The sequence below is a fragment of the Streptomyces sp. NPDC045287 genome, from assembly GCF_056432325.1.
In genome coordinates, this window is the sequence record NZ_JBWKJG010000011.1 from 247,930 (window position 1) to 273,240 (window position 25,311).

Below are 25,311 nucleotides of genomic sequence, written 5' to 3' on the forward strand. Positions count from 1 at the left end.
AGCACTCATCGAGTGAGAGTGCCAGGAGGAAGACAAGTGCCGACGTACCAGTACCAGTGCACCGAGTGCGGCGAGGGCCTCGAGGCGGTGCAGAAGTTCACCGATGACGCCCTGACCGAGTGCCCGAGCTGCAAGGGACGCCTGAAGAAGGTGTTCTCGGCGGTCGGTATCGTCTTCAAGGGCTCCGGCTTCTACCGCAACGACAGCCGTGGCGCCTCCTCGAGCAGCTCCCCCGCGGCGAAGTCCGGCTCGTCGTCGTCCTCGGCGTCGTCGTCCGACTCGTCCTCGTCCTCGTCCGGCTCGTCCTCCTCGGACGCGAAGCCCGCGGCGTCGAGCACGGGCAGCGGCACCAGCTCCGCCGCCTGACCGAGGCACCGACACGTCCCAGGGCCCTGCCGTTCCGTACGGCGGGGCCTTCGGCGTACCCGGCGGCGGGGCGGGCCTGCGCAGGCCGGGGTGGGGCGCTGGTACAGGACGAGGCATCCAGGGGCCGGTACGGAGCGGGGGCACCGGTACGGGGCGGGGGCGGCCCGAGGTCGGGAGCGCCGGTGTGGGGTGGGGCGCCCGGAGGGGCCGGGGGCACCCGGACGGGCCGGGGGTTTCCGGATGCCGGGCGTCCGGAGGGGCCGGGGGGCGTCCAGGGGCCGGATGGGCCGCGTCTAGGGTGAGGCGCATGGCGACGCATGCAGAGATCGGCGTGATCGGCGGTTCCGGCTTCTACTCCTTCCTGGAGGACGTGACCGAGGTCGAGGTCACCACCCCGTACGGCAAGCCCAGCGACTCCCTGTTCGTCGGGGAGGTGGCCGGACGCAGGGTCGCCTTCCTGCCCCGGCACGGCCGCGACCACCGGCTGCCGCCGCACCGCATCAACTACCGGGCCAACCTGTGGGCGCTGCGTTCGGTCGGCGTCCGCCAGGTCCTGGGGCCGTGCGCCGTGGGCGGGCTGCGCGCCGAGTACGGGCCGGGCACGCTCCTCGTACCGGACCAGCTCGTCGACCGTACGAAGTCGCGCGTCCAGACCTTCTTCGACGGGGAGCCGCTGCCGGACGGCACGGTGCCGAACGTCGTCCACACCACGTTCGCCGACCCGTACTGCCCGGACGGGCGGAAGGCGGCGCTGAGGGCCGCGCAGGGCCGGAGGTGGGACGCCGTGGACGGTGGCACGATGGTCGTCGTCGAGGGGCCGCGCTTCTCGACGCGCGCCGAGTCGCGCTGGCACGCCGCGATGGGCTGGTCCGTCGTCGGGATGACCGGCCACCCCGAGGCGGTCCTCGCCCGTGAGCTGGGCCTCTGCTACACGTCGTTGGCCCTGGTCACGGACTTGGACGCGGGCGCCGAAACGGGCGAGGGCGTGTCGCACACGGAGGTGCTGCGGGTGTTCGGGGAGAACGTCGAGCGACTGCGCGCCGTGCTGTTCGACGCGGTGGGGGCGCTGCCGGAGACCGAGAACCGGTCGTGCCTGTGCACCCACGCCCACGACGGGTGGAACCTGGGGATCGAGCTGCCGTAGGACCGCGGCTCACCCCTGGGGGTGAGCCGGTTTTCCACAGAGGGGCCGGCTGTGCACAGGCCCGAGCGGGGGCGGGGGGAACGCGGGATGGTGAGGGACGTCGGCGCTCCGCCGGCGACGGTCCTCCCACGACAGGCGGTGCGCCATGACATCCCGCACGTACCAGTCCGCGTCCTTCTCCGCGTCTTCTTCCTCCGCGTCTTCCTCCCCGTCCTCTTCCGCGTCCTTCTCCGCGTCCCCCGCCGTCCCCTCTTCCGCGTCCCCCTCCGTGTCCCCGCTTCCGGCCCCTCCGTCCCCCTTCTCCTCCGTCCCTCCCCCGGCGCCGTTCGTACCGGAGACGTGCGCGGTGCCGCTGTTCGCGCCGCTGCGGGTACGCGGCGGGCGGTACGGGCTGTGGTGGGCCGTGCGGCGCAGGCGGCGGGCGATGGCGGCGGCGCTGGCGATGGCGGCCGCCGCGATGGCGGCGTCGGGTTTCCGCGAGCCCTCGGCCGAGGCCGGGCCGGAGGCGCGGCGGGCGGACCGCGCGGCCGCGGTGCGGACCGGGCCGCCCGGCCTGTCGGCGGCACCGGCGGGGCAAAGGAAGCGGGACCTGGTGTCCGCGCCCGTGCGGATCGCGGACGGGGAGACCGTACGGCTGCTGCGGCCCGGCGACCGGGTGGACGTGATCGCCGCCCCGGCGACCCCGGCCGGCACGTCGGCGGAGGACGACGGCCCGCAGGCTCGGATCGTGGCGTCCGGGGCCCGGGTGACGGCCGTGCCCCGCGGGGAGGGAGAAGAGGAGGGCGCTCCTCCGGACGGTCTGGGCGGGCCCGCCGGGGCGGAACGGGGTGACGGCGCGCTACTCGTGCTGGCCGTGCCGCGCGCAGCCGCCGCGGACCTCGTCGCCGCGTCCGCCACGGCGCGACTGGCGGTGGTCCTGTGCTGACTCACCCGCACGGGCAGTGCCCGCACCGGTCCGGGTACACCGATTGGACGGCCTCGTGCCCCGCGCGGCGTAATGGCTGCGCCCACTGCACACGCGACGAAAGGCATCTAGGTGAGCCAGGAAAGCAGGACGAGTCTCCTGGAAGGCTTCAAGGCGTTCCTGATGCGGGGGAACGTGGTGGATCTCGCGGTGGCCGTCGTCATCGGCGCCGCGTTCACCAATATCGTCAACGCCATCGTGAGGGGTGTCATCAGCCCGATCGTCGGCGCCTTCGGCACGAAGAGCCTGGACGGCTACCGGTCCTGCCTCAAGGGCCCGTGTGTGGTGGAGGGCGGCGAGGTCACCAGCGGTGTGGCCATCCTGTGGGGTTCGGTGCTCAGCGCCACGCTCACCTTCCTGATCACGGCCACGGTGGTGTACTTCCTGATGGTGCTGCCGATGGCCAAGTACCTGGCGCGGAAGGCCGCCCGGGAGAAGGCGCTGCACGGCGGCCAGGAGAGCGTGGAGGTCACCGAGCTGGACGTGCTGAAGGACATCCGCGACGCGCTCGTCCACCAGCGGGGCGACGAGACCGCCGGTTCGGGGGCCCGTGTTCCGTAACCCGCGCCGCGGCGACGGCTCAGAGGTGGTGCGGCGGCTTCTCGTCGAGGAAGCGGGCCAGGTCGTCGGCCGCGCCGTCACCACCCGGAGCCCGCTCGCCCCATCCACGGTCCGTATCGTCCGCGGACTGCTGGTCCAGCGGATCGTCGAAGACCAGCGCGGGCTTCTTCTTCTCGGGCTCGGGCCGGTTCTCCGCAGCGCGCGGTCCGGGGGTGGGGGCGGTACTCATACGTTCAGCGTACGCCGCACGGTACGGGCGTCACCCCGTCACCCGGCATGCCGTGCCGGTCGCCGCCGTGCCCTCTGTCGCGCCGCGGCCTGACGCAGGACCCGGGCGCTGGGCGCCGAGCGCGCGGCCCTGCGGGCACGGACGCCACACGACCTCTCCCGGAAGCACCGCGCCACGGCCCCTTCCCGTTCCTCTTGGCTCCCGTTCCTCGTCGTCCTGTGTCGCGTTCGACCTGTGGCGTGCTGTGGCGACGGTCCGGTGGCCGACCCCTCGTGACAGCGGTGACGGCGGTGGGGGGAGGGTCCCCCGGGCGTCCGCGGGCGGGCGGCGGGATATGAACAGGCGGGGTGCCGGTCTTGAAGGCGTGCGTGCTAGGTAGGAGGCGTGGACTCCTGGGGGTTGGCGGGCGGGCCGACGGATGCGGCCCGGCTGTGGGTGAAGCACGCACGGGTGCCCGGTGAGCGGGCGCTGAGCGGAACGACGGTCGCACTCGCCGGAGGGCGGCACCATCGCCGCAGTAGACGTGCGGGGTGGCGACCGGCAGGCCCGGGGCGAGGCGGGGCGCCGACCGACCGGGCCGGACCGTGGTGGGGTGCGGGTGCGGGGCGCCGCTGCGGGCGCGGTTCTCGGCGACGGGCTCGGCAGTGGAGCGCGGGCGCGTGGGCGCCGGTGCGGGCACGGTCCTCGGCGGCGGGCGTGATGGCGGTGGTGGTGAAGGGCGCGGTGGTGGAGTGCGGATGTACGGGTGCCGCCGGTACGGGCGGGGCCGTCGGTGGGCCGCGCGGTGATGGTGGAGGGTGTGGCGGTGGAGTCCGGGTGTGTGGGTGCCATCGGTCCGGGTGTGTGGGCGCCATCGGCACGGGCGGGGTCGTCGGCGGGCTGTGCGGCGGGCTGTGCGGCGGGCTGTGCGGCGGGCTGTGCGGCGGGCTGTGCGGCGGGCTGTGCGGCGGGCTGTGCGGCGGGCTGTGCGGCGGGGCGGAACGCCGGAAGGGTGCTGGAGGGTTCGGGGGTGGCGGTGACGGCGCTGATGGTGGTGAACGTGGTGGACCCGCCGATCGGCTCGTCGACGGGCGCCCGGTACGGGGCGTACGGCGGTCCGGCCTTCGCGGCGGAGGGCGTAGCGGACCGGCCCGCGCTCCCGGCACCGGAGGTGCACGCGGCGGAAGCGCACGTGGAAGTGGCGCTGCGGCTGGTGGAGGCGCCGGGGCGCGGTGCCATGCCGCCGATGAGCACGAGGTTCGCGGTGGCGGGTACGGACGGGGAGCCGACCCGCGCGCAGGGTCAGAAGGTCGCGGGGGTGGTGCACGACGGCGTCGCGCGCGCCGTACGGCCCACCCACCGGCTGAAGGAGGGGAAACCGGCTTCGCCCTGGCGACCGGCGCACGACCGCTCATCCGGGGGCGCGAACCGCTCGCGCCGGACGCCTTGCCGGGGGCTGCGGCGGACGTCGTGGCACGAGCCATCGTACGGGCCGTGCTGACCGCGCGGCCCGTGTCAGGGCCGGGTGGCGACTTTCCGTCATACCACGGCCGGTACGGGACGCCGCCCGGGCTGGGCGGACTCCGGGGCGGTGACGGGCCGGACGGACCGAAGTGGCTGAACGGGCGGTACGGCCCGGGCTGTTGACCGTTCCGGCGGGGGGGCGCGCGGGAAATCGCCTCACGCGCCCTTCGTTTTCCGGAAGCCGGTCGCGTTGTCGTACCAAGGCACTACCTTGAGCAAGCATCGAGTAACACGCGGCGACCGCCTGGAGACCCATCTTGAACGATCCGATCGATCGGAACGATCCGTACGAGACCACAGAGCTGCATGTCGAGCGGCTTCTGGGCCGGGCGCTCAACTCCTTCGATCTGCCCGATGCCCTGGTCGAGCGGCTGCGTTCGGCGCTGGCGCACGCGAGCGCGCTGCACTCCTCGCACCACAGCGCGGCCCTGCACCGCGCGACGTACCGGCACACGTATCTGCTGGCGGACGGCGCGTCCCTGACGCTGTGGGAGCTGGTGCACCACACGGGCGAAGATGACCGGGACCACCACGAGCTGTACGTGGACGAGGCGGAGGTGCGGCTGGCGGCGGCGCGCCTGTCGGCGTCGTTCGGCCTCCCCGACACCGTGGGGCGGGCCGATCCGCTGGACGACGACCTGGACGCGGACCTGGAGCTGCTGAGCGCGCTGCTCGTGCGCCCGCTGGCGCCCGCGCCGCGCATGTACGTGCCGGACGACTCGGCGGACCACGCGCGCCGGGTGCTGCGCCGCGCGGAGAACGCCGACCGACCGGGCGAGGCGGTCGCCGCGCGGCTGCGCGGGGCGTTCGCCCACCACATCCAGCAGGTGTTCGGCCGGCAGTGCGGGGTGGCGGGCGGCAGGGACGCGGGGTTCTCGCTGTACGAGCACGCGTTCCTGCTGATGGACGGGACGGAGATGAGCGTCTGGGAGGTCGAGCACACGGCGACGCCGGACGGCCGCCACATGTGCGAGGTGTACGAGAACGAGCACATGGCGCGGGCCGCGATGGAGGTACGCGCGGAACGGGCGTGGTGAACCCGGCGCGCGTCGCCGTAGCCGGACGTGCGGGGCCGGGCGCCCGGAGCGGAAGGGCCGGGTGGTGGGACCGATCGAGATCGGCCCCACCACCCGGCCCCACCACCCGGCTCCCCCGCCCCGCTCCGCCGCTCGGCCGTGACGGCTCGGGTCGTGACGGCTCAGGTCATGACGGCTCAGGCCGTAACGGCTCAGGTCATCACAGCTCGGGTCGTAACGGCTCGGGTCGTGACAGCTCGGGCCGTAACGGCTCGGCCGTGGCGGCTCAGGCCGCGACGGTGGCCTTCCGGTCCGGGTCCGGGTCCGGGCCGGGCGAGGACTCGTCGCCGTTCGTGGGGGACTTGCGGGCGCTCTTGAGGGCGACGACGAGCGCCGCGCTGACGAGCGTGCCGGCGAGGACCGCCAAGAGGTACGGGAACGGGTTGCCGATCAGCGGCACCACGAAGATGCCGCCGTGCGGTGCCCGCAGCGTCGCCTCGAACGCCATCGACAGCGCGCCCGTGACCGCGCCGCCCGCCATCGCCGACGGGATGACCCGCAGCGGGTCGGCCGCCGCGAACGGGATCGCGCCCTCGGAGATGAACGACGCGCCCAGCACCCACGCCGCCTTGCCGTTCTCCCGCTCGGCCCTGGTGAACAGACGGCCGCGTACGGTCGTGGCCAGGGCCATGGCGAGCGACGGCACCATGCCGGCGGCCATCACGGCGGCCATGACCTTCAGGGAGCCCTCGTTGGGGGTGGCGAGGCCGCCCACCGCGAAGGCGTAGGCCACCTTGTTGACCGGCCCGCCGAGGTCGAAGGACATCATCAGGCCGAGGATCACACCGAGGACGACGGCGTTCGCGCCGGTCAGGCCGGACAGCCAGTCGGTGAGCGCCTTCTGCAGCGAGGCGATCGGCTTGCCGACCACCAGGAACATCAGGAAGCCGACCACCGCCGACGCGACGAGAGGGATGACCACGACCGGCATGATCCCGCGCAGTACGGACGGGACCCTCAGCCGCTGGACGGCCATCACCACCCCGCCCGCGAGCAGACCGGCCGCCAGGCCGCCGAGGAAACCCGCGTCGATGGTGAGCGCCACGGCGCCGCCCACGAAGCCGGGGACGAGGCCGGGACGGTCCGCCATGCCGTACGCGATGTAGCCCGCCAGTACGGGGACCAGGAAGCCGAACGCCAGGCCGCCGATCTGGAACATGAGCGCGGCCCAGCTGTCCGCCCGGCCCCAGGCGAAGTGCTCCGCGACGGACGGCGCCTTGTCGATCTCCCAGCCGCCGATGGCGAAACCGAGGGCGATGAGCAGGCCGCCCGCGGCGACGAACGGGACCATGTAGCCGACACCGGACATCAGCCACTCGCGGAGCCGTGTGCCGTAGCCCTCACCGGGCTTGCCCTTCCGTTCGACGGGTGTGGCACCGGAGGCGACGGGGACCGCACCGGAAGCACGGGAGGCGGCGGGAGTCGCGGGGGCCGTCGTCTCGCCCCGCGCGGCCTTCGCGCGGACCTCGGCTATCAGCTCGGCGGCGCGGTTGATGCCGGCCTTCACCCCGACGTCGACGGTCGGTTTCCCGGCGAACCGCTCCTTGTCGCGTACGGCGACGTCATGGGCGAAGATCACGCCGTCGGCGGCGGCGACGGTTGCCGCGTCGAGCCGGGTGAAGCCGGCCGACCCCTGCGTCTCGACGGTCACCTCGACTCCGGCGCCCCGCCCGGCCTGCTCCAGCGCCTCGGCCGCCATGTAGGTATGGGCGATGCCGGTGGGGCAGGAGGTGACCGCGACGATACGGAAGGGCTCCTTCCGATCGGGTGCTCCGTCTCTGGCCGGGGCGCCTACCTCGGGGGCGGCACCCGTAGCACCGGCCCCAGCGCCTGCCGTAGCGCCCGCGGCGCTCGCCGTAGCGGCCTCGGGGTCCGCCGTACCGGCTCCAGACACCGCCGTACCGACCCCGGAATCCGCCGTACCGGTCCCGGACACTGCTTCACCGGTTCCGGTGCCCGCCCCACCGGTCCCGGAATTCGTTGCACCGGCCCCGGCGCCTGCCGCACCGGCCCCGTTGTCCGCCGTGCCCGCCCCAGTGTCCGCCGCACCGGGCCCGGTGTCCGGGGGTGTTCCGCCCGGGGTCGGCGGCGCCTCGCCCCGCAGCAGCGCCGCTGCCTCCACCGGGGACGCCGTCGCCCGCAACGCCGTCGTGAAGTCCCGGTCCATCAGGCTGCGGGCCAGGGACGACAGGATCGTCAGGTGGGCGTCGTCCGCGCCCGCCGGGGCGGCGATCAGGAAGATCAGGTCCGCCGGACCGTCCGGGGCGCCGAAGTCGACGCCGTGCGCCGCACGGCCGAACGCCAACGTCGGCTCCGTGACGTGGGCGCTGCGGCAGTGCGGGATCCCTATGCCGCCGTCCAGGCCCGTCGGCATCTGGGCCTCGCGCGCCGCCACGTCGGCGAGGAAGCCGTCCAGGTCGGTGACGCGGCCCAGGGCCACCATGCGCTCGGCGAGCGAACGGGCCGCTTCCTGCTTCGTCTGTGCGGCCAGGTCGAGATCGACCAGGTCCGCGGTGATCATGTCGTTCATCGCGGCTTCCCAGGGGCTCGTCACTCGGTGAGTGCGCGGTCGAGGGGGACGTCGGTGGTCACGGTGACCGCCGACGGGTTCAGGTGGGCGGGCGTCGGCATCTGGCTGCCGGGCAGTTGGACGGCGGCCGCGCCGTGCGCGACGGCGGCGGCCAGGGCGGCCGGCCCCTCGCCCCCCGCCGCGAGGAAACCGGCGAGGGAGGCGTCGCCCGCGCCGACGTCGCTGCGCACGGAGGCGACGGCGGCGTTGCCGTACCAGACGCCGTCCGCCGACACGAGGAGCTGGCCGTCCGCGCCGAGGCTGGCCAGTACGGCTCCGGCTCCGGCGGCGCGCAGCTCCTCGGCGGCCTCCACGGCGTCGCCCACGGTCGCCAGGGGCCGGCCGACCGCCTCCGCGAGCTCCCGGGCGTTGGGCTTCACCACGTCGGGCCGGCCGCGCAGGGCGACCAGCAGGGACGGCCCGGACGTGTCGAGGGCGGTGCGGGAGCCGTGCCCGTGGGCGCGGGTGACGAGGTCGGCGTACCAGGTGGGGGCGAGGCCCCCGGGGAGGCTGCCGCAGCAGGCGACCCAGTCGGCACCGGCGGCGTGCGCGCCGACGGCCGCGAGGAGGGCCTCGGACTCGCCCGGCGTGAGGTGCGGACCCGGCGCGTTGATCTTGGTGAGGGTGCCGTCGGGTTCGGCGACGGCGATGTTGGAGCGGGTGTGCCCGCCGATCGGCACGGGGGCGACGTCGATGCCCTGCCCGGCGAGCAGTTCCGCGACGAGCGCGCCGGGCGCGCCGCCGAGGGGGGCGACGGCGAGGGTGCGGTGCCCGGCTGCCGCGACGGCCCGCGAGACGTTGACGCCCTTGCCGCCCGGGTCCACGCGCTCCCCGGTCGCGCGCAGCACCTCGCCCCGCTCCAGGGCCGGTACCTCGTAGGTCCGGTCCAGGGACGGGTTGGGGGTGACGGTGAGGATCATGCGCGTACGACTTCCGTTCCCGCGGCCTCGATGGCGGCCGCGTCCTGGGGGTCGAGCCCCGTGTCGGTGATGAGCAGGTCGACGTCGGCCAGGCCCCCGAAGCGGGCGAAGTGGTCCTGCCCGTGCTTGGCGGAGTCCGCGAGGAGGACGACGCGGCGCGCGGCGGCGACGACGGCCCGCTTCACGGCGGCTTCCGCGAGGTCGGGGGTGGTGAGCCCGTGGGCGAGGGAGAAGCCGTTGGCGCCGACGAAGACGACGTCGGCGCGGACCTCCCCGTACGAGCGGAGCGCCCACGCGTCGACGGCGGCGCGGGTGCGGTGCCGGACGCGGCCGCCGACGAGGTGGAGGGCGATGCCGGGGTGGTCGGCGAGCCGGGCGGCGGTGGTGAGGGCATGGGTGACGACGGTGAGGGAGCACTCCGGCGGGAGCCCGGCGGCGATCCGCCCGACCGTGGAACCGGCGTCGAGGATGACGCTGCCCTCCTGGGGCAGCTCCGCGAGGGCGGCCCGCGCGATGCGGTCCTTCTCGTCGGCGGCGGTCGACTCGCGCTCCGCGAGGTCGGGCTCGAAGTCGAGGCGGCCCGCCGGGATGGCGCCACCGTGCACGCGGCGTACGAGACCGGCCCGGTCGAGGGCCTTCAGGTCGCGCCGGATGGTCTCGGCGGTGACCTGGAACGCGTCCGCGAGGGAGAGCACGTCGACGCGACCGTCCTCGCGGGCGAGGCGGAGGATCGCCTGCTGGCGCTCCGGTGCGTACATGTCCGTTCACATCCGTTCCTGACCGAACCTGTGGTTCTTACAGCACAGTATGGAAGGAAGTCCGGGAAGTAAACAGACTCGGGCAGGAAATCGGGCACATTCGGGCATGGGGAGGGCGCGTGCGTGCCGGAGGCGTGCCGGGGCCCGGCCGGGGTGCGTCCCGGCCGGGCCCCGTCCGTCCGCGCGGAGGGCGTGCGGACGGAAGCACGGACGTACTGGCGCACGGACGCCCAGAAGCACAGACGTACAGAGGTAGGGGCGCACAGACGTACAGACGTACAGACGTACAGACGCACGGGCATACGGGCGTACGGGCGTACGGGCGTACGGGCTCAGCGTCCCGCCGCCACCGGCACCGACTCCGCTCCCCGTGCGGCCCCCGCAGGGCCCCCGCCGTCCGGCGCCGCCCCGTCCCCGCCGCCCTCCAGGTGCTGCCGGGGCCGGGCCGGCAGGGCGAACATCACCAGGAACACCACGCCCAGCACCGCCGCGACCCACCCGAGCGCCCCGGTGAAGGCGCCGGCCACCGCCGGGCCCGGCCCGCCCGGTACGAACACGACCGACACGAGCCCGAGGCCCAGCGCGTTGCCCAACTGCATCACGGAGTTGACGATCCCGGACGCCGACCCGGCGTGCTCGCGCGGCACGTCCGACAGCACCGCGTCCGTCAGCGGCGCCACGACCAGGCCCATGCCCACGCCGAGCACCACCAGCGGCACCGCCATCTGCCACGGCTCGATCCCCATGCCGTACCGGTCCGCCTCCCACCGGTACAGCCCGACGCCCGCGATCATCGTCAGCGCGCCCGCCTGGAGCACCTTCCGGCCGAACCTCGGCACCAGCTTCTGCACCGACACGCCCGCCGCGACCGACACCGCCACCGAGAACGGCACCCCGGTCAGACCGGCCCGCAGCGCGCCCCAGCCCAACCCGACCTGCATGTACAGCGTCCAGGTCAGGAAGAAGACGCCCAGCCCGATCCCGAAGGCCAGTTGCACGGCGACCCCCGCCGCGAAGCTCTTGACCCGGAACAGCGACAGTTCGACCAGCGGCGAGCCGTCCCGCCGCCCCCTGCGCCTCTCGTACGCGACGAAGGCCACCGCCACCGGGACGCTGCCGGCCATCATGGCGAAGCACCAGACCGGCCAGTCCAGCTCGGCGCCGCGCGTCAGCGGGTACATCAGCAGCAGCATCGCGGCGATCGCGACGACGACGCCCGGCAGGTCGAGCCGCAGCGCCTTCGGGGTCTTCGACTCGGCGATGAACGCACGGCCGAGGAGCAGCGCGGCGATGCCGACGGGCAGGTTGATCAGGAAGATCGGCCGCCAGCCCAGGCCGAACAGGTCCCCCTGCGTGAGCAGCGCGCCCAGCAGCGGCCCGGACACGGAACCGAGCCCGACGATCGCGCCGAACAGGCCGAAGACCTTGCCGCGCTCGTGCGCGGGGAACGTGGCGTGCACGATCGACAGGACCTGCGGGACCATCAGCGCCGCCGTCCCGCCCTGGAGGATGCGGGAGGCGACCAGCATCTCGGGGCCGGTGGCGAAGCCGCAGAGCGCCGACGCGAGGGTGAAGCCGGCGACGCCGACGAGGAACAGGCGCCTGCGGCCGTGGATGTCGCCGAGCCGGCCGCCGGTGATCAGGCCGGCGGCGAAGGCGAGCGCGTACCCGGCGGTGATCCACTGGACGGCGCCGAAGTCTGCGCCGAGGTCCCGTTGGATCGACGGGAGGGCGATGTGGACGATCGTGACGTCGACCAGGTCCATGAAGGCCGCGGTCATGACGACGGCGAGGGCGATCCAGCGGCGGCGGTCCGCCGCGGGCGCCGCCCCGGCGGGGCTGGGGGTCGGGTTCTGCGAGGTCATGGCGGAGAACGTAGGGGCCGTACAGGTCGGAACACGTCCTAGATCACGGGCATGCTGGGCGCCATGACGGACACCCCGGGACGCCTCCTGACCCTGCTCTCCCTGTTGCAGACGCCGCGCGAGTGGCCGGGCAGCGAGCTGGCCGCGCGGCTCGGCGTGAGTCCCCGGACGATCCGCCGGGACGTCGACCGGCTGCGCGGCCTCGGTTATCCGGTGGAGGCGACGAGGGGCGCGGTCGGCGGGTACCGGCTGGTCGCGGGGAAGGCGATGCCGCCGCTGGTGCTGGAGGACGAGGAGGCCGTGGCGATCGCCGTCGGCCTGCGGGCGGGGGCGGGCCACGCCGTCGAGGGCGTGGAGGAGGCGTCCGTACGGGCGCTGGCGAAGCTGGAGCAGGTCCTGCCGTCGCGGCTGCGGCACCGGGTGTCGACGTTGCAGAGCGCGACGATCCCGCTGGCCCGGGGGGACGGGGCGACCGTCTCGTCGCGGACGCTGACCGCGCTGGCGGCGGCGGTCACGGGGCGGGAGCGGGTGCGGTTCGGGTACCGGGCGGGCGACGGGACGGAGTCGCGGCGGCAGGTGGAGCCGTACCGGCTGGTGTCGACGGGGCACCGCTGGTACCTGGTCGCGTACGACCTGGGGCGGGAGGACTGGCGGACGTTCCGGGTGGACCGGGTGGACGAGCCGTTCGCGACGGGCGCGCGGTTCACGCCCCGGGAGGTGCCGGGCGGGGACGCGGCGGCGCTGGTGGGGCGTTCGCTGCGGCGGGGCCGGGAGGACCGGGAGAGTCCGGAGAGCCCGGATGTGGACGTGTCGTTCGCGGCGCCCGCGTCGTTCGTGGCGGCGCGCCTCCCCGCGTACCTGGCCCCCGAGGCCACGGGCGGGGACACCTGCCGCGTCCGGGCGCGGGCGACGGACTCGGTGGAGTGGCTGGCGGTCCGGCTGGCCCTGGTGGACGCCGACTTCACCGTGCACGGCCCGCCGGAACTCGCCGCGTACGTCGCGTCGCTGGCCTCCCGACTGGAGCGCGCGGTGGGCGGCGGGGCCGCGGGGCACGGCTGAGCGGGCGGGGCCGGGCAGGGGCGGGGAGCGGGGCACCGGGGGCGGGACGCCAGACGCCGTGGAGCGGGGCGCCGGGGCGGGGCACGGCTGAGCGGGCAGGGGCGGGGAAGCGGGGCACCGGGGGCGGGACGCCAGACGCCGTGGAGCCAGGGAGCGGGGCACCGGGGCCGGGTGGCGCAGGGCACCGAGCTCGGGACGCCGGGGGACGGTGAGACACCAGGGAACAGCGGGACGCCGGGGCGCCGGACAGACCGCAGCCCCTCGCCGGGGGGGGAGGCGGGGGGCTGCGGGTCCGGCCGCCGTCCCGTCCCTGGGGGGATCCGGGCGGGACGGCGGGTCTGGGGGATCACCGGGTCACCGGGTCGTGGACCACCGGGTCATCGGGGCACAGGGTCACGCCGCCGCGTCGAAGCCCGTGTCGCGGGCCATGCGCTTCAGCTCCAGCAGGGCGTGCTTCTCGATCTGACGAATGCGCTCGCGGGTCAGGCCGTGTTCCTTGCCGACCTCCGTGAGCGTCCGCTCACGGCCGTCCTCGATGCCGTACCGCATGCGGATGATGGACGCCGTGCGGTGGTCGAGGCGGCCGATCAGGTCCTCCAGCTCCTCGCTGCGCAGCAGCGTGAGCACCGACTGCTCCGGCGACACCGCCGACGTGTCCTCCAGCAGGTCGCCGAACTGGGTCTCCCCGGCGTCGTCCACCGGCATGTTCAGCGACACCGGGTCGCGGGCCCAGTCGAGCACGTCGGAGATCCGCTCCGGGGTGGAGTCGAGCTCCGCGGCGATCTCGGTGGGCTCCGGCTCACGGCCGTGCTCGCGGTTGAACTCGCGCTGCACGCGGCGGATGCGGCCCAGCTCCTCCACGAGGTGGACGGGGAGCCGGATCGTGCGCGACTGGTCCGCGATGGACCGCGTGATGGCCTGGCGGATCCACCACGTCGCGTACGTCGAGAACTTGAAGCCCTTCGTGTAGTCGAACTTCTCCACGGCGCGCACCAGGCCGGCGTTGCCCTCCTGGATCAGGTCCAGCAGGGGCAGCCCGCTGCGCGGGTAGCGCCGGGCCACGGCGACCACCAGACGCAGGTTGGAGCGGATGAAGACGTCCTTCGCGCGCTCGCCCTCGGCGACCAGGCGCTCCAGCTCCTCCCGGGTCGCGCCACCGGCCTCGGTCTCCACCTCGCCGTCCAGGATCTGCTGGGCGTACACGCCCGCTTCGATGATCTGGGACAGCTCGACCTCCTTGGCGGCGTCGAGCAGCGGCGTGCGCGCGATCTCGTCGAGGTACATGCCGACCAGGTCGCGGTCGGCGATCTCCCCGCCCACGGCGCGAACGCTGTTGGCCCGATCGGTCCCGGTGGTGGCGGTCTCCGGACGGGCGACGGCACGGGTTGCCATGCGAGCTCCCTTACTGAGTAGGTCGCGACACCCTTCCGGGTGCCCTGCATCCGACGGAAACAACGACTGGAATCGGGACAGAATTCCCATGCCGCCCATCGATTTCGCCGATCATGCAGTACCCTGTGCCGCCCGGGAGGCGGGACACCCGGCGGTCGACCGGGCAGAAGCGCAGGTCGGAGCGGGGACGGAGGCCGGTCCGCCGACTCGCGCGGAGCCGTACGGACCCCGCGCGTGAGACGGCCGTCACATGTGGTACAGCGCCCTCCCCGGACGGCCTCGCCCCGGCCACCCCTGGCCGGCCAGCGCCCTTGGCCGGGAACCGTCGCCCTCCGACCGGGAAGACGGCGGTCGCCGCGTCCCGGTTGCCCGGAACAACGACACGGGTGCCCGGAACCTTCCGGCCGGGATCGCCTCGTATCCAGATCGCCTCGTACCCGGATCGTCTCGTACGGGACCAGGACCGCGGGGGAGGCCGCTCGGGCCCCGGGACTAGGCCCATCGCCCGTTCCGCCGGGGGACGGCGCCCGCCTAGGGTCCGGGCATGGAGGACACCACCAGCAGGAAGACCCCGCTCCCCGACTCCGCCGGTACCACCGGCACGGCCGGCACGCCCGGCGCCCCCGACACCACCGGCGTCCTCGACGAGGCGCTGGAGCGGCTGCACGCCTCCGGCCCCGAGCGGCAGGGATGGCTCAGCAACCACGCGCCGATGGCGGTCGAGGCGCTCGTACGGCGCGGCCAGGCGCCGCGCGTGCACCGCTGGCTCGACGCGTACCGGACCCGGCTGGAGGACATGCCGGCCCCCTCCGCGCGCGTGACGCGGGAGAACTGGCGCGAGGCGCTGGGCGACCCGGCCAGGATCGCGGACTGGGCCGGGCACTTCGAGCGGGAGACCGCCGAGCGGCCGTGGCGCGAGGTCCTCGCCGAGTGGTGGCCGCGCCTGCTGCCCGGCATCGCGGGCGGGGCCACGCACCCGGTGATCCGCGTCGGCCACGCCGTACGGACCCTGCTCACCACCGAGGAGACCGCCCCGCGCGTCACCGAACTCGCGCACGCCCTCGGCTACTGGGCCGCCCGCCACCAGCCCCTGCCGCCGCTCACCGCCCTGGCCCCGGCGCCCACCGCGGCCGCCGCCCTGGACGCCGTACCGGCCGTTCCGGACCAGGCCGGGGGCATCCGGCACCGGCTGGCGCAGCTCACCGCCCTGCCGCAGTGGGGCACCGCGCCCGGCGACCCGGACACCGCGCGCGAGCGCCTCACCGAGCTCGTCGCCGCCGCCACCCACCGGTACGCCACGCACGCGCACGGCGAGCCGGTCATGCTGGTCCACGCCGCGACCGCGCCCAACGCCGTGCTGCGCGCCCTGCCGGCCCTGCCCCGGGAGCTGTGGGCGCCCAGCGTCGGCGCGGCGTGGGCGGCGAGCGCGGCGGTCACGGCCGCGTACGCGCCGGCGGCGCCCGCGCCACGGGGGACGGCGGCCGTCCCGACGGCGGAGGAGGTCTTCGAGCGGGCCGCCCTCCACGGCGGCGACCACACCATCAAGTTCGCCGACACCGCGCTCGACGTGGGCGGCCCGGCCGCCCTGGCCGCCGCCCTGCGGTCGGTCGAGCTGATCGCCCCGGAGTTCGACTGAGCCCAACCGACCGGGCCCTGCCCGACTGAGCCCAACCGACCGGGCTCTGACCGACCGAACCCCAACCAACCGGACCCCAACCAACCAAACCTCAGCAGACCGAGCCCCGACCGACCGGACCTCAACCAACCGAGCCCCGACCGACCGGACCTCAGCCGAACTGCACGGACCGCTTGGCCAGTCCCATCCAGAACCCGTCGATCACGCTGCGGCCCGTGTCCAGGTCGCCCGCCGCGTCCGCGGCGCCGAGGGTCACGAACAGCGGCGCGAAGTGCTCCGTGCGCGGGTGGGCGAGCCGCCCGGCCGGGGACGCGTGCGCGAAGTCCAGCAGGGCGTCCACGTCCCGCTCGGCCAGGGCGCGGCGGCCCCAGTCGTCGAACTCGGCCGACCAGGCGGGGACGCCGCCCTGCCGCAGCGCGGCGAGGTTGTGGGTGAAGAAGCCGCTGCCGACGATGAGCACGCCCTCGTCGCGCAGCGGTGCCAGCCTGCGGCCCAGCTCCATCAGCCGGGCCGGGTCGAGGGTCGGGAGGGACACCTGGAGGACGGGGACGTCGGCGTTCGGGAACATCTCGACGAGCGGCACGTACGCGCCGTGGTCGAGGCCCCGGTCGGGGATGTCCTGCACGGGCGTACCGGGGGCGCGCAGCAGCTTGCGGACCGACTCGGCGAGCGCCGGTGCGCCGGGGGCCGGGTACCGGACGCGGTAGTAGTGCTCGGGGAAGCCCCAGAAGTCGTACACGAGCGGCAGGGTCCCGGTGGCGCCGAGGGCGAGCGGGGCCTCCTCCCAGTGGGCGGAGACGACGAGGATCGCGGTCGGCCGGGGCAGGACGGCGGCCCACGCGGCGAGCTGGCCGGGCCAGACGGGGTCGTCGGCGAGCGGCGGGGCGCCGTGGGAGAGGTAGAGGGCGGGCATCCGCGCGGCGGTGTCGGTCATGGCGGGTCCCCTTCGCATCGCGAGAGCCAGTTGCTTGAAGTTTCAAGCTCGTATGACCCCACGGTAGCGCCCTCTACTTGAAACTTCAACGAGAAGTAGAGTGGATGCATGAACACCGCATCCATCAATGAGGATGGCGCGTCCGGGACGGCGCCGGGCGCCCAGGCGGAGCCGCGCTGGCTGTCCGACCGCGAGCAGCGCGTCTGGCGGTCGTACGTCCACGCCACCACGCTCCTGGAGGACCACCTCGACCGGCAGCTCCAGCGCGACGCCGGGATGCCGCACGTCTACTACGGGCTGCTCGTCCAGCTCTCCCAGGCGCCCCGCCGCCGGATGCGGATGACGGAGCTGGCGAAGGGCGCGAAGATCACCCGCTCCCGGCTCTCCCACGCCGTGGCACGCCTGGAGAAGAACGGCTGGGTGCGCCGCGAGGACTGCCCCTCCGACAAGCGCGGCCAGAACGCGTACCTGACGGACGAGGGCTTCGAGGTGCTGCGCCGCAGCGCGCCCGGCCACGTCGAGGCCGTGCGGCAGGCGATGTTCGACCGGCTCACGCCCGAGCAGGTCGACCAGCTCGGCGCGATCATGCGCGTGGTGGCCGAGGCGCTGGAGCCGTCGGACCCGAACGCGGACCTGCCCTGGCTCCGCTGAGGGCGCGGGACCAGGGCAGGGGCCGCCGGGGGGCGGTTCGGGCTCAGTGGGCCAGGACCGGCACCTGGACCTCGTCGCCGGGCGCGCCGTCCTTCGCCGCGCCGCGCGGGGCGAGGTCCGGCCGGCCGGTGTTGACCAGCGTCAGCGCGATCGAGGCGGCGACGACGAGGATGCCGACCGCCCACCAGATGGCCGACGTGTAGCCCTCCACCATGGCCTCCAGCCGCACCAGCCGCTGCGCCTGCGGCGAGGTGGCCGACGCCGCGTGGGCGGTGAGGTACGCGGTGGTCGCGGAGGCGGCGATCGTGTTGAGCAGGGCCGTGCCGATGGCGCCGCCGACCTGCTGCGAGGTGTTCACCATCGCGGAGGCCACCCCCGCGTCACGCGGCTGGACGCCGTGCGTCGACAGGGACATCGCCGGCATGAACGCCGTGCCCATGCCCAGGCCGAGCAGGAGCTGCGCGGGCAGGATCAGGCCCGCGTACGAGGTGTCGATCTCCAGCCGGGTCAGCAGCAGCATGCCGACGGCGGCCGTCAGGAAGCCGGGGCCCATCAGCAGCCGCGGCGGGACGCGGGTCATCAGCCGCGTGCCGATCTGGGTGGAACCGGTGATCATGCCGACGACCATCGGCAGGAACGCGAAGCCGGTCTTCAGCGGCGAGTAGCCCTTCACCACCTGGAGGTAGTAGGTGAGGAAGAGGAACAGGCCGAACATCGCGATGACCGCGAGTCCCAGGGAGAGGTAGACGCCGCCGCGGTTGCGCTCGGTCATCACGCGCAGCGGCAGCAGCGGGTGCTTCACCCGCGACTCGACGGCGACGAACGAGGCCAGCAGCACCGCGGAGGCGACGAAGACCCCCAGCGTCCCGGCCTCGGTCCAGCCCTCCGACTCCGCGCGCGTGAAGCCGTACACGAGCGCGACCAGGCCCAGCGTGGACAGGACGACGCCGGGGAGGTCGAGCGGCGAGCGGTTCCGGCCGCCGGCGGGCTCGCGGATCACGAAGTACGCGCCGGCCGCGGCGACGATCGCGAACGGGATGTTGACGTAGAACGTCCAGCGCCAGTCCAGGTACTCGGTGAGGAGGCCGCCCAGGATCAGGCCGACCGCGCCGCCGCCGCCCGCGATGGCGCCGTAGATGCCGAACGCCTTGGCGCGCTCGCGGCCCTCGGTGAACGTCACGGCGAGCAGGGAGAGCGCGGCGGGCGCCAGGAGCGCGCCGAACACGCCCTGCAGGGCACGGGAGCCGAGCAGCATCGCCTCACCGGTCGCGGCCCCGCCCAGCGCGGACGCGGCGGCGAAGCCGAGCAGGCCGACGGTGAACGTCCGCTTGCGGCCCCACAGGTCGGCTATCCGCCCGCCGAACAGCAGCAGCCCGCCGAAGGCGAGGGCGTACGCGGTGATGACCCACTGGCGGTTGCCGTCCGAGATGCCCAGGTCCTGCTGGGCGGAGGGCAGCGCGATGTTCACGATGGTCGCGTCGAGGACCACCATGAGCTGGGCCAGGGCGATGAAGACGAGCGCTTTCCAGCGGTTCGGATCGGGCAGCACTCCGGCTGCTTCGGGCGTTTTCGACATGGGCGTAGCCACCTAATAGGTCGTCAGAAAAGTACGAGGGCACGAAAAGTGGAGGTCAGGAAGGCAAAGGGATGCCGTACGGCGGACGGCAAACAGCGGACGGCAGGCGGTAGGCGGTCGGTGGGTTGGGGGGCCGGCGGCGGCCGGCACCGGAGCGGGGGCGCGGCCCCGGACCCGGTGGTGCCGGGGGTCGCGCGCCGGGGCCTCGCGTCAGGGTCCCGCGTCGGGGCGGCGGCCGGTGGGGGTCAGGGGCGGCTCTGCTGCCGGAGGCCCTCCAGGGTCGCCGGGGCGCCGGGCAGCTCGGAGCGGCCGGGGGCCTCCAAGCCGTCGAGCAGGAGCTGGAGATGACGGTGGACGAACTGGTCGTTGACCGGACACGCGGTGCCCGGCAGCGGCCGGGTGAGCTGCGACAGGGCGACCAGCAGGTCCCCCACGGCGACGTCGGGACGCAGTCGCCCCGCCGCCTGGGCCCGCTCGAACAGCCCCTGCACGGCGCCCTCCATCCGGTCGCGCGCGGCGGCGATGCCGGGCTCGTCGGGGTCGAAGGTGCCGGAGAGCATCGGGCACAGGGCGCCGATCCGCTCGTCGGCCGCCTCGTGCGCGAAGCGCCGTACCCCGGCGAACGGGTCGGCCTCCTCGGCGGCGGCCCGCTCGGCGCTCTCCGTGACGCGGGCCATGACGCAGACGACGACCTCGTGGACGAGGGCAGCGCGGTCCGGGAAGTGCCGGTACAGCGTGGCGTTGCCGACGCCGGCGCGGCGGGCGATCTCGTCGAGCGCGGCCTCCGCCCCGGACTCGACGAACGTCTCCCGCGCGGCCGCGACGATCCGCTCCCGGTTGCGCAGCGCGTCCGCCCGGGGCCGGGCGGCGCGGCGCGCGCCGGCACCGCACCCGGTGGCCGCCGCGGACCCGTCGGGCGCACCGGGCGCCGCGCACGTCGCCCGGACGGCGGTACCCGCGGTGGTCGTGGCGGTCACGGCTGCGCTCCTCACTCCGTTCGAATGGAGCCGCCGTCAACCGGGGAAACCCTCCCCGCTTACCGGCGGCACCCTTGCAAACGGGGAGATCGTCCCCGCTTATTTCCCACCCCCACGTGACCTGCGTCACCCTCCCGGCGCGTTCCCACGATCGGGCCACCCGGCGAGCGCCCCCGCACCACCCGGAAGAGGCTGTGGGCATGCAGCAGCCGACCAGCCGGAGAAGGCGAATACGCAGGACGGCCGCGATCGGAACCGTCACGGCCCTCGCCGTGGCCGCCCTCGCCACGGCGAGCTCCACGCTCCACTCCCCCGCCCCCGGCACCACGGGGGCGGGTGCCTCCGACCCGGACGCGCGGGCGCTCGCGGAGGCCGCCGACGCCGGGAACCTCGCCGCGTGCCGCATACGGGCGGAGACCGGCGTGCAGATGTCCGAGGGCATCCCCACCCCGCCCGGTTACGCCCGCTCCACCGGTGTGGTCCGCGCCCTCAACCTGATGATCGACTTCCCGGACGCGCCCGGCGAGGGCCCGGCGATGCACCGGTTCGCGGAGTTCTTCCCGCAGACCACCGACTGGTTCCGCGTCAGCTCGTACGGGCGGCTGCGGTACGTCCCGTACGCGCCCGTGCCGACCTGGCTGCGGATGCCGCTGCCGTTCCCCGCGTACGGCATCGACCGCGGCGCGCCGTACGAGCCGGGGTACCGGAAACTGGTCGAGCACATCGTCGAGGCGGCCGACGAACACGTCGACTTCAGCACGTACGACCTGGTCAACATCCTGGTCACGCCGAACGCGGGCCCGTCGGCCCTGGACACGGTCCTGTCCGTCACGTTCTCCGGGAACGGCGAGGCGCCCAGCGCGGACGGGGTGACGCTGGCCAACACGTCGTTCGTGTACAGCCGCCAGGACGACGGCTCCGGCTCCTTCCACGAGACCGGCTACCGCGTGCTGCCGCACGAGAACGGCCACGTCTTCGGCCTGCCCGACCTGTACACCGCCGAGGGCGGGGCGGCGGTCGGCCACTGGGACATCATGTCCGAGGACTGGGGCGCCAACAACGACCTGCTGGGCTGGCACAAGTGGAAGCTGGGCTGGCTCGACGGCCACCAGGTGCGCTGCGCGTCGAAGCGCGGCACCCGCGAGTACACGCTGACGCCGCTGGCCCGGGCGGGGCGCGGCGTGAAGCTGGCGGTCGTCCCGTTGGGCGAGCTGGCCGGGTACGTGCTGGAGGTCCGCACCCGCGAGGGCAACGACGAGGCGGTGTGCGATCCGGGCGTGCTGATCTACCGGGTGCGGGCCGACGTGGACACGGGCCAGGGCCCCGTGACCATCGAGGACGGCGACCGCGACAGCGGCGGCTGCACCCGCCGCCCGAACGTGCACGCCGAACTGTCCGACGCGCCGTACGGCCCCGGCGAGACGTTCCACGACGAGGCGGCCGGGGTGCGGGTGACGATCCTGTCCCGGGAACGGAACGGCGCGTACCGGGTACGGGTGACCCGCCACTGAGACGGTGCGGGCACGGGAGGCGGTGCGGGCGCGGGTGGCCTGCCGCTGAGACGACCGGGCACGGGAGACGGCGGGGGCGCCGGGAAGGTAGTGCGGGTCCAGGGAGGCGGCTCGGGCACCAGGAGGCGGCACGAGTGTCCGGGGCCGGTGCGGCCTCCGGAGGACCGCGCGGGAGGCCGTGCGGGTACGGAAGGCGTACGAGACCGGGGCCGGGGACACAGGGCCGGGGGCGGCCCGGCGCGACCGGCGGCGTTGCTAGCCTCGACGGCCATGGAGCTGCGCCAGTTGGAGTACTTCGTCGCCGTGGCCGAGGAGGGGAGCTTCACCAGGGCCGCCGCGCGGCTGTACGTGGCGCAGCCCGGTGTGAGCGCGCAGATCCGGCGCCTGGAGCAGGAGCTCGGGGAGCAACTGCTGGACCGGTCGGGGCGTACCGTGCGCCTCACCGAGGTGGGCGCCGAGGTCCTGGCCCACGCGCGCAGGGCGCTCGCCGGGGTCACCGGGATGCGGCTGGCCGTGGACGAGTTCACCGGGCTGCTGCGCGGCCGGGTGTCCGTGGGGATGGTCCGCTCCTGCTCGTCGGTCGACCTGCCCGAACTGCTCGCGTCCTTCCACGAGGACCACCCGGCCGTGGAGATCACCCTGGCCGAGGACAACACCGACCGGCTCCTGGAGGACCTCCACCGCGGCGTACTCGACGCGGCGGTCGTCGCCCTGACGACCGTGACCCCGCCGGACGTCGGCCTCCACGTCATCACCGACGAGTCGCTGGTCGTCGTCCGCCCCGGTGACCCGCTGGCCGGCCGCACCGCCGTGCCCGTCGAGGCGCTGCGCGAGCGGCCACTGGTCAGCCTGCCGCGCGGCACGGGCATGCGGGCGTGCCTCGACCAGGCGTGCGCCGACGCCGGGTTCGCGCCGCGCGTCGCGTTCGAGGCGAGCGACCCGCACGTGCTCGCCCGACTCGCGGCCCGCGGCCTCGGCCCGGCCGTCGTGCCCGCGTCACTCGCCGCCGCCCTCGCCGGGGAGCTCCACGCCGTCACGGTCACCTCCCCGCGGTTCCGCGGCCGCATGGCGCTCGCGTGGCGGTCGGACGGCCCGGCCGGCCCGGCGGCCCGTGCGTTCGTCGCGCACGCCAGGACCGCGCTGCCGGCAGCGGGAACCACAGCGGGAACGGGCGACGGATAACCGCCGCTTCTCGCAGCCATCACCCTCAGGTCTTGGACCTCCGGCCCCGCCCGCGCCCAGGATGGGACGCGCAAGCGACGACCGCCCCGCAAGCACCACGAGGGCCGCGGACCACGAAGACCGCGAAGACCGCGAGGACTCCACGATGACGATCGACCACGACGCGCACGGCCGGCTCCGCCAGCTGACGGACGAGGTGGCGGGCCCCGTCCTTCTCCCGGGCCAGGAGGGCTACGAGGAGGAACTGAGCGGTTTCCAGACCGGGTACCGCCACGCCCCGTCGGTGATCGTCGGCGCGGAGACGGCCGCGGACGTGCGGGCGGCGGTGCGCTTCGCCGCGGCGCGCGGCCTGGCGGTCGCCGTCCACTCCACCGGCCACGGCGTGACCGTACGGAACGAGGGCGGCCTGCTCGTGTCGACGCGGCGGATGCGGGGCGTGGCGGTGGACCCCGTGTCCCGGTCGGCGCGGGTGGAGGCGGGCGTGCGCTGGGAGCAGGTGGTCGCGGCGGCCGAACCGTACGGCCTCGCCCCGCCCAGCGGATCGGCGGGGCACGTGGGCGTCGTCGGCTACGCACTGGCGGGCGGGCTGGGCCTACTGGCCCGCGAGTTCGGGTACGCCGCCGACCACGTACGGGCGGTGGACGTCGTCACCGCGGACGGCGAACCGCGCCACGTGACGGCCGGAAGCGACCCCGACCTGTTCTGGGCGCTGCGCGGCGGCCGGGACGGCTTCGGGGTGGTGACCGCCCTGGAAATCGCCCTCCAGCCGGTCGAGCGCGTCTACGGCGGCGGGATCTTCTTCGCCTACGAGCACGCCGAGGCGGTGCTCGACTTCTTCCGCGCGTGGACGGCGGAGGTACCGGACACGATGACCTCGTCCCTCGGCATGGTCGACTACCCGCCGCTCCCGGCCCTCCCGGAGCCGCTGCGCGGCAGGCACGTGGTGCACGTCCGCTTCGCCACGACGGACCTGGCGGCGGGCCCGGACCTCGTGCGCCCGTGGCGGAACCTGGCGCCCTCACTCCTGGAACACCTGGGCGAACTGCCGTACAGCGCCTCGGGCTCGATCTACCGGGAGCCGGACTTCCCCCACGCGTACGACGGCGACGGCGTCCTGCTGAGCGAACTGGACCCGCGAATCCTGACGGCGGTCCGGGAACTGGCCGGGCGGGACGCCCCCGTCCGGTGCGTCGTCGACCTGCGCCACCTCGGCGGCGCCCTGTCGCGTCCCCCCGAGGTCCCGAACGCGCTCTCCTTCCGCGACGCCCGCTACATCCTGCGCGTCCTGTCCTCCCCGGAGGGCCCCGGCCTGCGAGCGGTCCGCGCCGCCCACGCCCGCCTCGACGAGGCGGTCGCCCCGTGGACCCTGGGCAGGTCCCTGAACTTCGTCTACGGCGAACGGCGGCCCACCGACCTCCCCACCGGCCGGCACACCCCGGAGACCCTGCGTCGCCTGACCGCCCTGAGGTCCGCGTACGACCCGTCCGGCATCTTCCGCGGCCCCCGGTAGCCCCTCACCGCCACCCCCGCCCCCGATCCGCTACCCTGTCTGGGACCACCCCGCCTCCGTAGCTCAGGGGATAGAGCACCGCTCTCCTAAAGCGGGTGTCGCAGGTTCGAATCCTGCCGGGGGCACAGACAGAAGGGCCAGCTCAGGAGGGTTTCCTCCCGGGCTGGCCCTTGGTCGTTCCAGGCGCCGTGCCACACGCGTGCCACTACGTCTGCCAGCGCTCCGAGCAGTATCAGGGGCCTGTGCTCGTATCTTCGGTCAACCGATGATCGGCATCCAAGATCCACTTGGTGCCGGTGGCGTCCCTGAACTTGCACGTTGGTGAGATTTCCTCCAAGCGGTCGATGTGAGTCGGCTGGGAAGGGAAGGCGACCACATGCCCTGGACCCACGACACATGGCTGATCCATGAGGATGTGATCAGGTTGTAGTCGAGCCGCCATCAACTCTTCCAAGCCTCCGTAGTCAACGGTCACATCGGTGACGGCTTCGTCCGACTGGTTCGTGACTTCGGTGGAATACCAGCAGCTCTCCGGCCCATCAGGAAAGTCCTGACCTGGTGTTACCTGAAGACTGAACCGCACTCTTCGTGCTTGGGCGGTGTGCCGGTCATGAACTTCAGCAGCGAGGGTTTTCTGCTCCAGCCGCAGATTCTTGAGCTGTTCCTCGTTGAGCTCCTGCTGAGCCCTCAGCTGCTTGGTCTGTTGACGCACAGTGAAGGCTGTAAAACCAAGCGCTGCCGCACCGGCGACGCTTCCGAACCAGCTAGACGGTGTCCCGTAAATTCTCTTGGACATGCCGGATGACCTGCTCATTCACCTGTCATCCGGCGAAGGTGAGGTTGTACAGGCGGGCGACGCCGAGCATGGTGTGGTGGACGCCGTCGCCTCTGAGTCGGCAGTCGCGCAGGATCTTCCAGCTCTTCATGC

22 protein-coding genes, 1 tRNA gene and 1 pseudogene are annotated in these 25,311 nt (G+C 74.2%); 13 read left to right on the forward strand and 11 right to left on the reverse strand.

Annotation, left to right across the window (positions count from 1 at the left end):
• The first annotated feature begins 36 nt into the window (after positions 1-36).
• From AC07D6_RS20120 to mscL, 4 genes are all read left to right on the forward strand, one after another.
• Entirely contained in the window at positions 37-366 is a 330-nt protein-coding gene (locus AC07D6_RS20120) for an FmdB family zinc ribbon protein (RefSeq protein ID WP_315880774.1), read from the forward strand.
• 307 nt (positions 367-673) lie between these two features.
• Complete coding sequence (locus AC07D6_RS20125) at positions 674-1,510, forward strand: S-methyl-5'-thioadenosine phosphorylase (protein WP_315880775.1); 837 nt, start codon at positions 674-676, stop codon at positions 1,508-1,510.
• Positions 1,511-1,856: 346 nt separating this feature from the next.
• Complete coding sequence (locus tag AC07D6_RS20130; protein ID WP_479046140.1) at positions 1,857-2,435, forward strand: RcpC/CpaB family pilus assembly protein; 579 nt, start codon at positions 1,857-1,859, stop codon at positions 2,433-2,435.
• A gap of 111 nt (positions 2,436-2,546) precedes the next feature.
• Positions 2,547-3,035 (forward strand): large conductance mechanosensitive channel protein MscL, encoded by a 489-nt coding sequence (gene mscL, locus AC07D6_RS20135; RefSeq protein WP_479046142.1) that lies wholly within the window; start codon positions 2,547-2,549, stop codon positions 3,033-3,035.
• Between the two features lie 19 nt (positions 3,036-3,054).
• Here mscL and AC07D6_RS20140 read toward each other — a convergent pair whose 3' ends face one another.
• On the reverse strand, positions 3,055-3,264 hold the full coding sequence (locus tag AC07D6_RS20140; protein ID WP_479046144.1) for a hypothetical protein: 210 nt from the start codon (positions 3,262-3,264) through the stop codon (positions 3,055-3,057).
• Between the two features lie 991 nt (positions 3,265-4,255).
• On the opposite strand from AC07D6_RS20140, the gene AC07D6_RS20145 reads away from it, so the two are divergent.
• A complete protein-coding gene (locus AC07D6_RS20145) occupies positions 4,256-4,744 on the forward strand; it encodes a hypothetical protein (protein ID WP_479046147.1) in 489 nt (162 codons plus the stop codon).
• A gap of 280 nt (positions 4,745-5,024) precedes the next feature.
• Positions 5,025-5,804 (forward strand): DUF6227 family protein, encoded by a 780-nt coding sequence (locus tag AC07D6_RS20150; protein ID WP_479046149.1) that lies wholly within the window; start codon positions 5,025-5,027, stop codon positions 5,802-5,804.
• 265 nt (positions 5,805-6,069) lie between these two features.
• Here the strand turns inward: AC07D6_RS20150 and AC07D6_RS20155 are convergent, their stop codons facing one another.
• The 4 genes from AC07D6_RS20155 to AC07D6_RS20170 all read right to left on the reverse strand — a co-directional run bounded on the left by AC07D6_RS20155 (position 6,070) and on the right by AC07D6_RS20170 (position 11,955).
• Positions 6,070-8,373, reverse strand: a complete 2,304-nt coding sequence (locus AC07D6_RS20155; protein WP_479046152.1) for a PTS fructose transporter subunit IIABC — start codon at positions 8,371-8,373, stop codon at positions 6,070-6,072.
• Positions 8,374-8,393: 20 nt separating this feature from the next.
• Positions 8,394-9,332 carry a 1-phosphofructokinase gene (gene pfkB / locus AC07D6_RS20160; protein WP_479046155.1) on the reverse strand — a complete coding sequence of 313 codons (939 nt, stop codon included), beginning with the start codon at positions 9,330-9,332 and terminating at the stop codon, positions 8,394-8,396.
• The gene (locus AC07D6_RS20165) at positions 9,329-10,090 is read right to left on the reverse strand and encodes a DeoR/GlpR family DNA-binding transcription regulator (RefSeq protein WP_315880381.1); all 762 of its coding nucleotides are present in this window, start codon (positions 10,088-10,090) and stop codon (positions 9,329-9,331) included. The genes pfkB and AC07D6_RS20165 overlap by 4 nt, the downstream gene beginning before the upstream one ends.
• A 332-nt stretch (positions 10,091-10,422) precedes the next feature.
• Positions 10,423-11,955, reverse strand: coding sequence for an MFS transporter (locus AC07D6_RS20170; protein WP_479046159.1), 1,533 nt, complete (start codon positions 11,953-11,955; stop codon positions 10,423-10,425).
• Between the two features lie 63 nt (positions 11,956-12,018).
• Here AC07D6_RS20170 and AC07D6_RS20175 point away from each other — a divergent pair, with 63 nt between their 5' ends.
• Positions 12,019-13,014, forward strand: coding sequence for a helix-turn-helix transcriptional regulator (locus AC07D6_RS20175; RefSeq protein ID WP_479046162.1), 996 nt, complete (start codon positions 12,019-12,021; stop codon positions 13,012-13,014).
• 393 nt (positions 13,015-13,407) lie between these two features.
• Here the strand turns inward: AC07D6_RS20175 and AC07D6_RS20180 are convergent, their stop codons facing one another.
• Positions 13,408-14,406, reverse strand: a complete 999-nt coding sequence (locus AC07D6_RS20180) for a sigma-70 family RNA polymerase sigma factor (RefSeq protein ID WP_315880378.1) — start codon at positions 14,404-14,406, stop codon at positions 13,408-13,410.
• A 544-nt stretch (positions 14,407-14,950) separates the two neighbouring features.
• Between AC07D6_RS20180 and AC07D6_RS20185 the strand changes: the two genes are divergently transcribed.
• Positions 14,951-16,042 (forward strand): questin oxidase family protein, encoded by a 1,092-nt coding sequence (locus tag AC07D6_RS20185; RefSeq protein WP_479046165.1) that lies wholly within the window; start codon positions 14,951-14,953, stop codon positions 16,040-16,042.
• Positions 16,043-16,193: 151 nt separating this feature from the next.
• Here the strand turns inward: AC07D6_RS20185 and AC07D6_RS20190 are convergent, their stop codons facing one another.
• Positions 16,194-16,976, reverse strand: coding sequence for a dioxygenase family protein (locus AC07D6_RS20190; protein WP_479046167.1), 783 nt, complete (start codon positions 16,974-16,976; stop codon positions 16,194-16,196).
• Between the two features lie 108 nt (positions 16,977-17,084).
• Here AC07D6_RS20190 and AC07D6_RS20195 point away from each other — a divergent pair, with 108 nt between their 5' ends.
• Entirely contained in the window at positions 17,085-17,627 is a 543-nt protein-coding gene (locus tag AC07D6_RS20195) for a MarR family winged helix-turn-helix transcriptional regulator (protein ID WP_315880375.1), read from the forward strand.
• 43 nt (positions 17,628-17,670) lie between these two features.
• Here AC07D6_RS20195 and AC07D6_RS20200 read toward each other — a convergent pair whose 3' ends face one another.
• Both AC07D6_RS20200 and AC07D6_RS20205 read right to left on the reverse strand, forming a co-directional pair.
• A complete protein-coding gene (locus AC07D6_RS20200; RefSeq protein ID WP_479046170.1) occupies positions 17,671-19,203 on the reverse strand; it encodes an MFS transporter in 1,533 nt (510 codons plus the stop codon).
• Between the two features lie 245 nt (positions 19,204-19,448).
• Complete coding sequence (locus AC07D6_RS20205; RefSeq protein ID WP_479046172.1) at positions 19,449-20,180, reverse strand: TetR/AcrR family transcriptional regulator; 732 nt, start codon at positions 20,178-20,180, stop codon at positions 19,449-19,451.
• 200 nt (positions 20,181-20,380) lie between these two features.
• Between AC07D6_RS20205 and AC07D6_RS20210 the strand changes: the two genes are divergently transcribed.
• The 4 genes from AC07D6_RS20210 (at position 20,381) to AC07D6_RS20225 (ending at position 24,508) form a co-directional block, all read left to right on the forward strand.
• Positions 20,381-21,691: a M6 family metalloprotease domain-containing protein gene (locus tag AC07D6_RS20210; protein ID WP_479046175.1), complete on the forward strand. Its 1,311-nt coding sequence runs from the start codon at positions 20,381-20,383 to the stop codon at positions 21,689-21,691.
• A 270-nt stretch (positions 21,692-21,961) separates the two neighbouring features.
• On the forward strand, positions 21,962-22,873 hold the full coding sequence (locus tag AC07D6_RS20215; RefSeq protein WP_479046178.1) for a LysR family transcriptional regulator: 912 nt from the start codon (positions 21,962-21,964) through the stop codon (positions 22,871-22,873).
• 145 nt (positions 22,874-23,018) lie between these two features.
• A complete protein-coding gene (locus AC07D6_RS20220; protein WP_479046180.1) occupies positions 23,019-24,383 on the forward strand; it encodes an FAD-binding oxidoreductase in 1,365 nt (454 codons plus the stop codon).
• Positions 24,384-24,435: 52 nt separating this feature from the next.
• Positions 24,436-24,508: transfer RNA gene (locus tag AC07D6_RS20225), tRNA-Arg, on the forward strand.
• Positions 24,509-24,615: 107 nt separating this feature from the next.
• On the opposite strand, the gene AC07D6_RS20230 is transcribed toward AC07D6_RS20225, so the two are convergent.
• Positions 24,616-25,179: a hypothetical protein gene (locus AC07D6_RS20230; protein ID WP_479046183.1), complete on the reverse strand. Its 564-nt coding sequence runs from the start codon at positions 25,177-25,179 to the stop codon at positions 24,616-24,618.
• 25 nt (positions 25,180-25,204) lie between these two features.
• Positions 25,205-25,311: pseudogene (locus AC07D6_RS20235) on the reverse strand (IS5/IS1182 family transposase); the annotation flags it as partial.

Excerpts from the sequence above, each read along its gene's own strand:
- AC07D6_RS20125 (WP_315880775.1), top strand. The coding sequence starts at position 674 with ATGGCGACGCATGCAGAGATCGGCGTGATCGGCGGTTCCGGCTTCTAC.
- AC07D6_RS20140 (WP_479046144.1), bottom strand. The coding sequence starts at position 3,264 with ATGAGTACCGCCCCCACCCCCGGACCGCGCGCTGCGGAGAACCGGCCC.
- AC07D6_RS20155 (WP_479046152.1), bottom strand. The coding sequence starts at position 8,373 with ATGAACGACATGATCACCGCGGACCTGGTCGATCTCGACCTGGCCGCA.
- pfkB (WP_479046155.1), bottom strand. The coding sequence starts at position 9,332 with ATGATCCTCACCGTCACCCCCAACCCGTCCCTGGACCGGACCTACGAG.
- AC07D6_RS20165 (WP_315880381.1), bottom strand. The coding sequence starts at position 10,090 with ATGTACGCACCGGAGCGCCAGCAGGCGATCCTCCGCCTCGCCCGCGAG.
- AC07D6_RS20170 (WP_479046159.1), bottom strand. The coding sequence starts at position 11,955 with ATGACCTCGCAGAACCCGACCCCCAGCCCCGCCGGGGCGGCGCCCGCG.
- AC07D6_RS20175 (WP_479046162.1), top strand. The coding sequence starts at position 12,019 with ATGACGGACACCCCGGGACGCCTCCTGACCCTGCTCTCCCTGTTGCAG.
- AC07D6_RS20180 (WP_315880378.1), bottom strand. The coding sequence starts at position 14,406 with ATGGCAACCCGTGCCGTCGCCCGTCCGGAGACCGCCACCACCGGGACC.
- AC07D6_RS20185 (WP_479046165.1), top strand. The coding sequence starts at position 14,951 with ATGGAGGACACCACCAGCAGGAAGACCCCGCTCCCCGACTCCGCCGGT.
- AC07D6_RS20190 (WP_479046167.1), bottom strand. The coding sequence starts at position 16,976 with ATGACCGACACCGCCGCGCGGATGCCCGCCCTCTACCTCTCCCACGGC.
- AC07D6_RS20195 (WP_315880375.1), top strand. The coding sequence starts at position 17,085 with ATGAACACCGCATCCATCAATGAGGATGGCGCGTCCGGGACGGCGCCG.
- AC07D6_RS20200 (WP_479046170.1), bottom strand. The coding sequence starts at position 19,203 with ATGTCGAAAACGCCCGAAGCAGCCGGAGTGCTGCCCGATCCGAACCGC.
- AC07D6_RS20210 (WP_479046175.1), top strand. The coding sequence starts at position 20,381 with ATGCAGCAGCCGACCAGCCGGAGAAGGCGAATACGCAGGACGGCCGCG.
- AC07D6_RS20215 (WP_479046178.1), top strand. The coding sequence starts at position 21,962 with ATGGAGCTGCGCCAGTTGGAGTACTTCGTCGCCGTGGCCGAGGAGGGG.
- AC07D6_RS20220 (WP_479046180.1), top strand. The coding sequence starts at position 23,019 with ATGACGATCGACCACGACGCGCACGGCCGGCTCCGCCAGCTGACGGAC.
- AC07D6_RS20230 (WP_479046183.1), bottom strand. The coding sequence starts at position 25,179 with ATGTCCAAGAGAATTTACGGGACACCGTCTAGCTGGTTCGGAAGCGTC.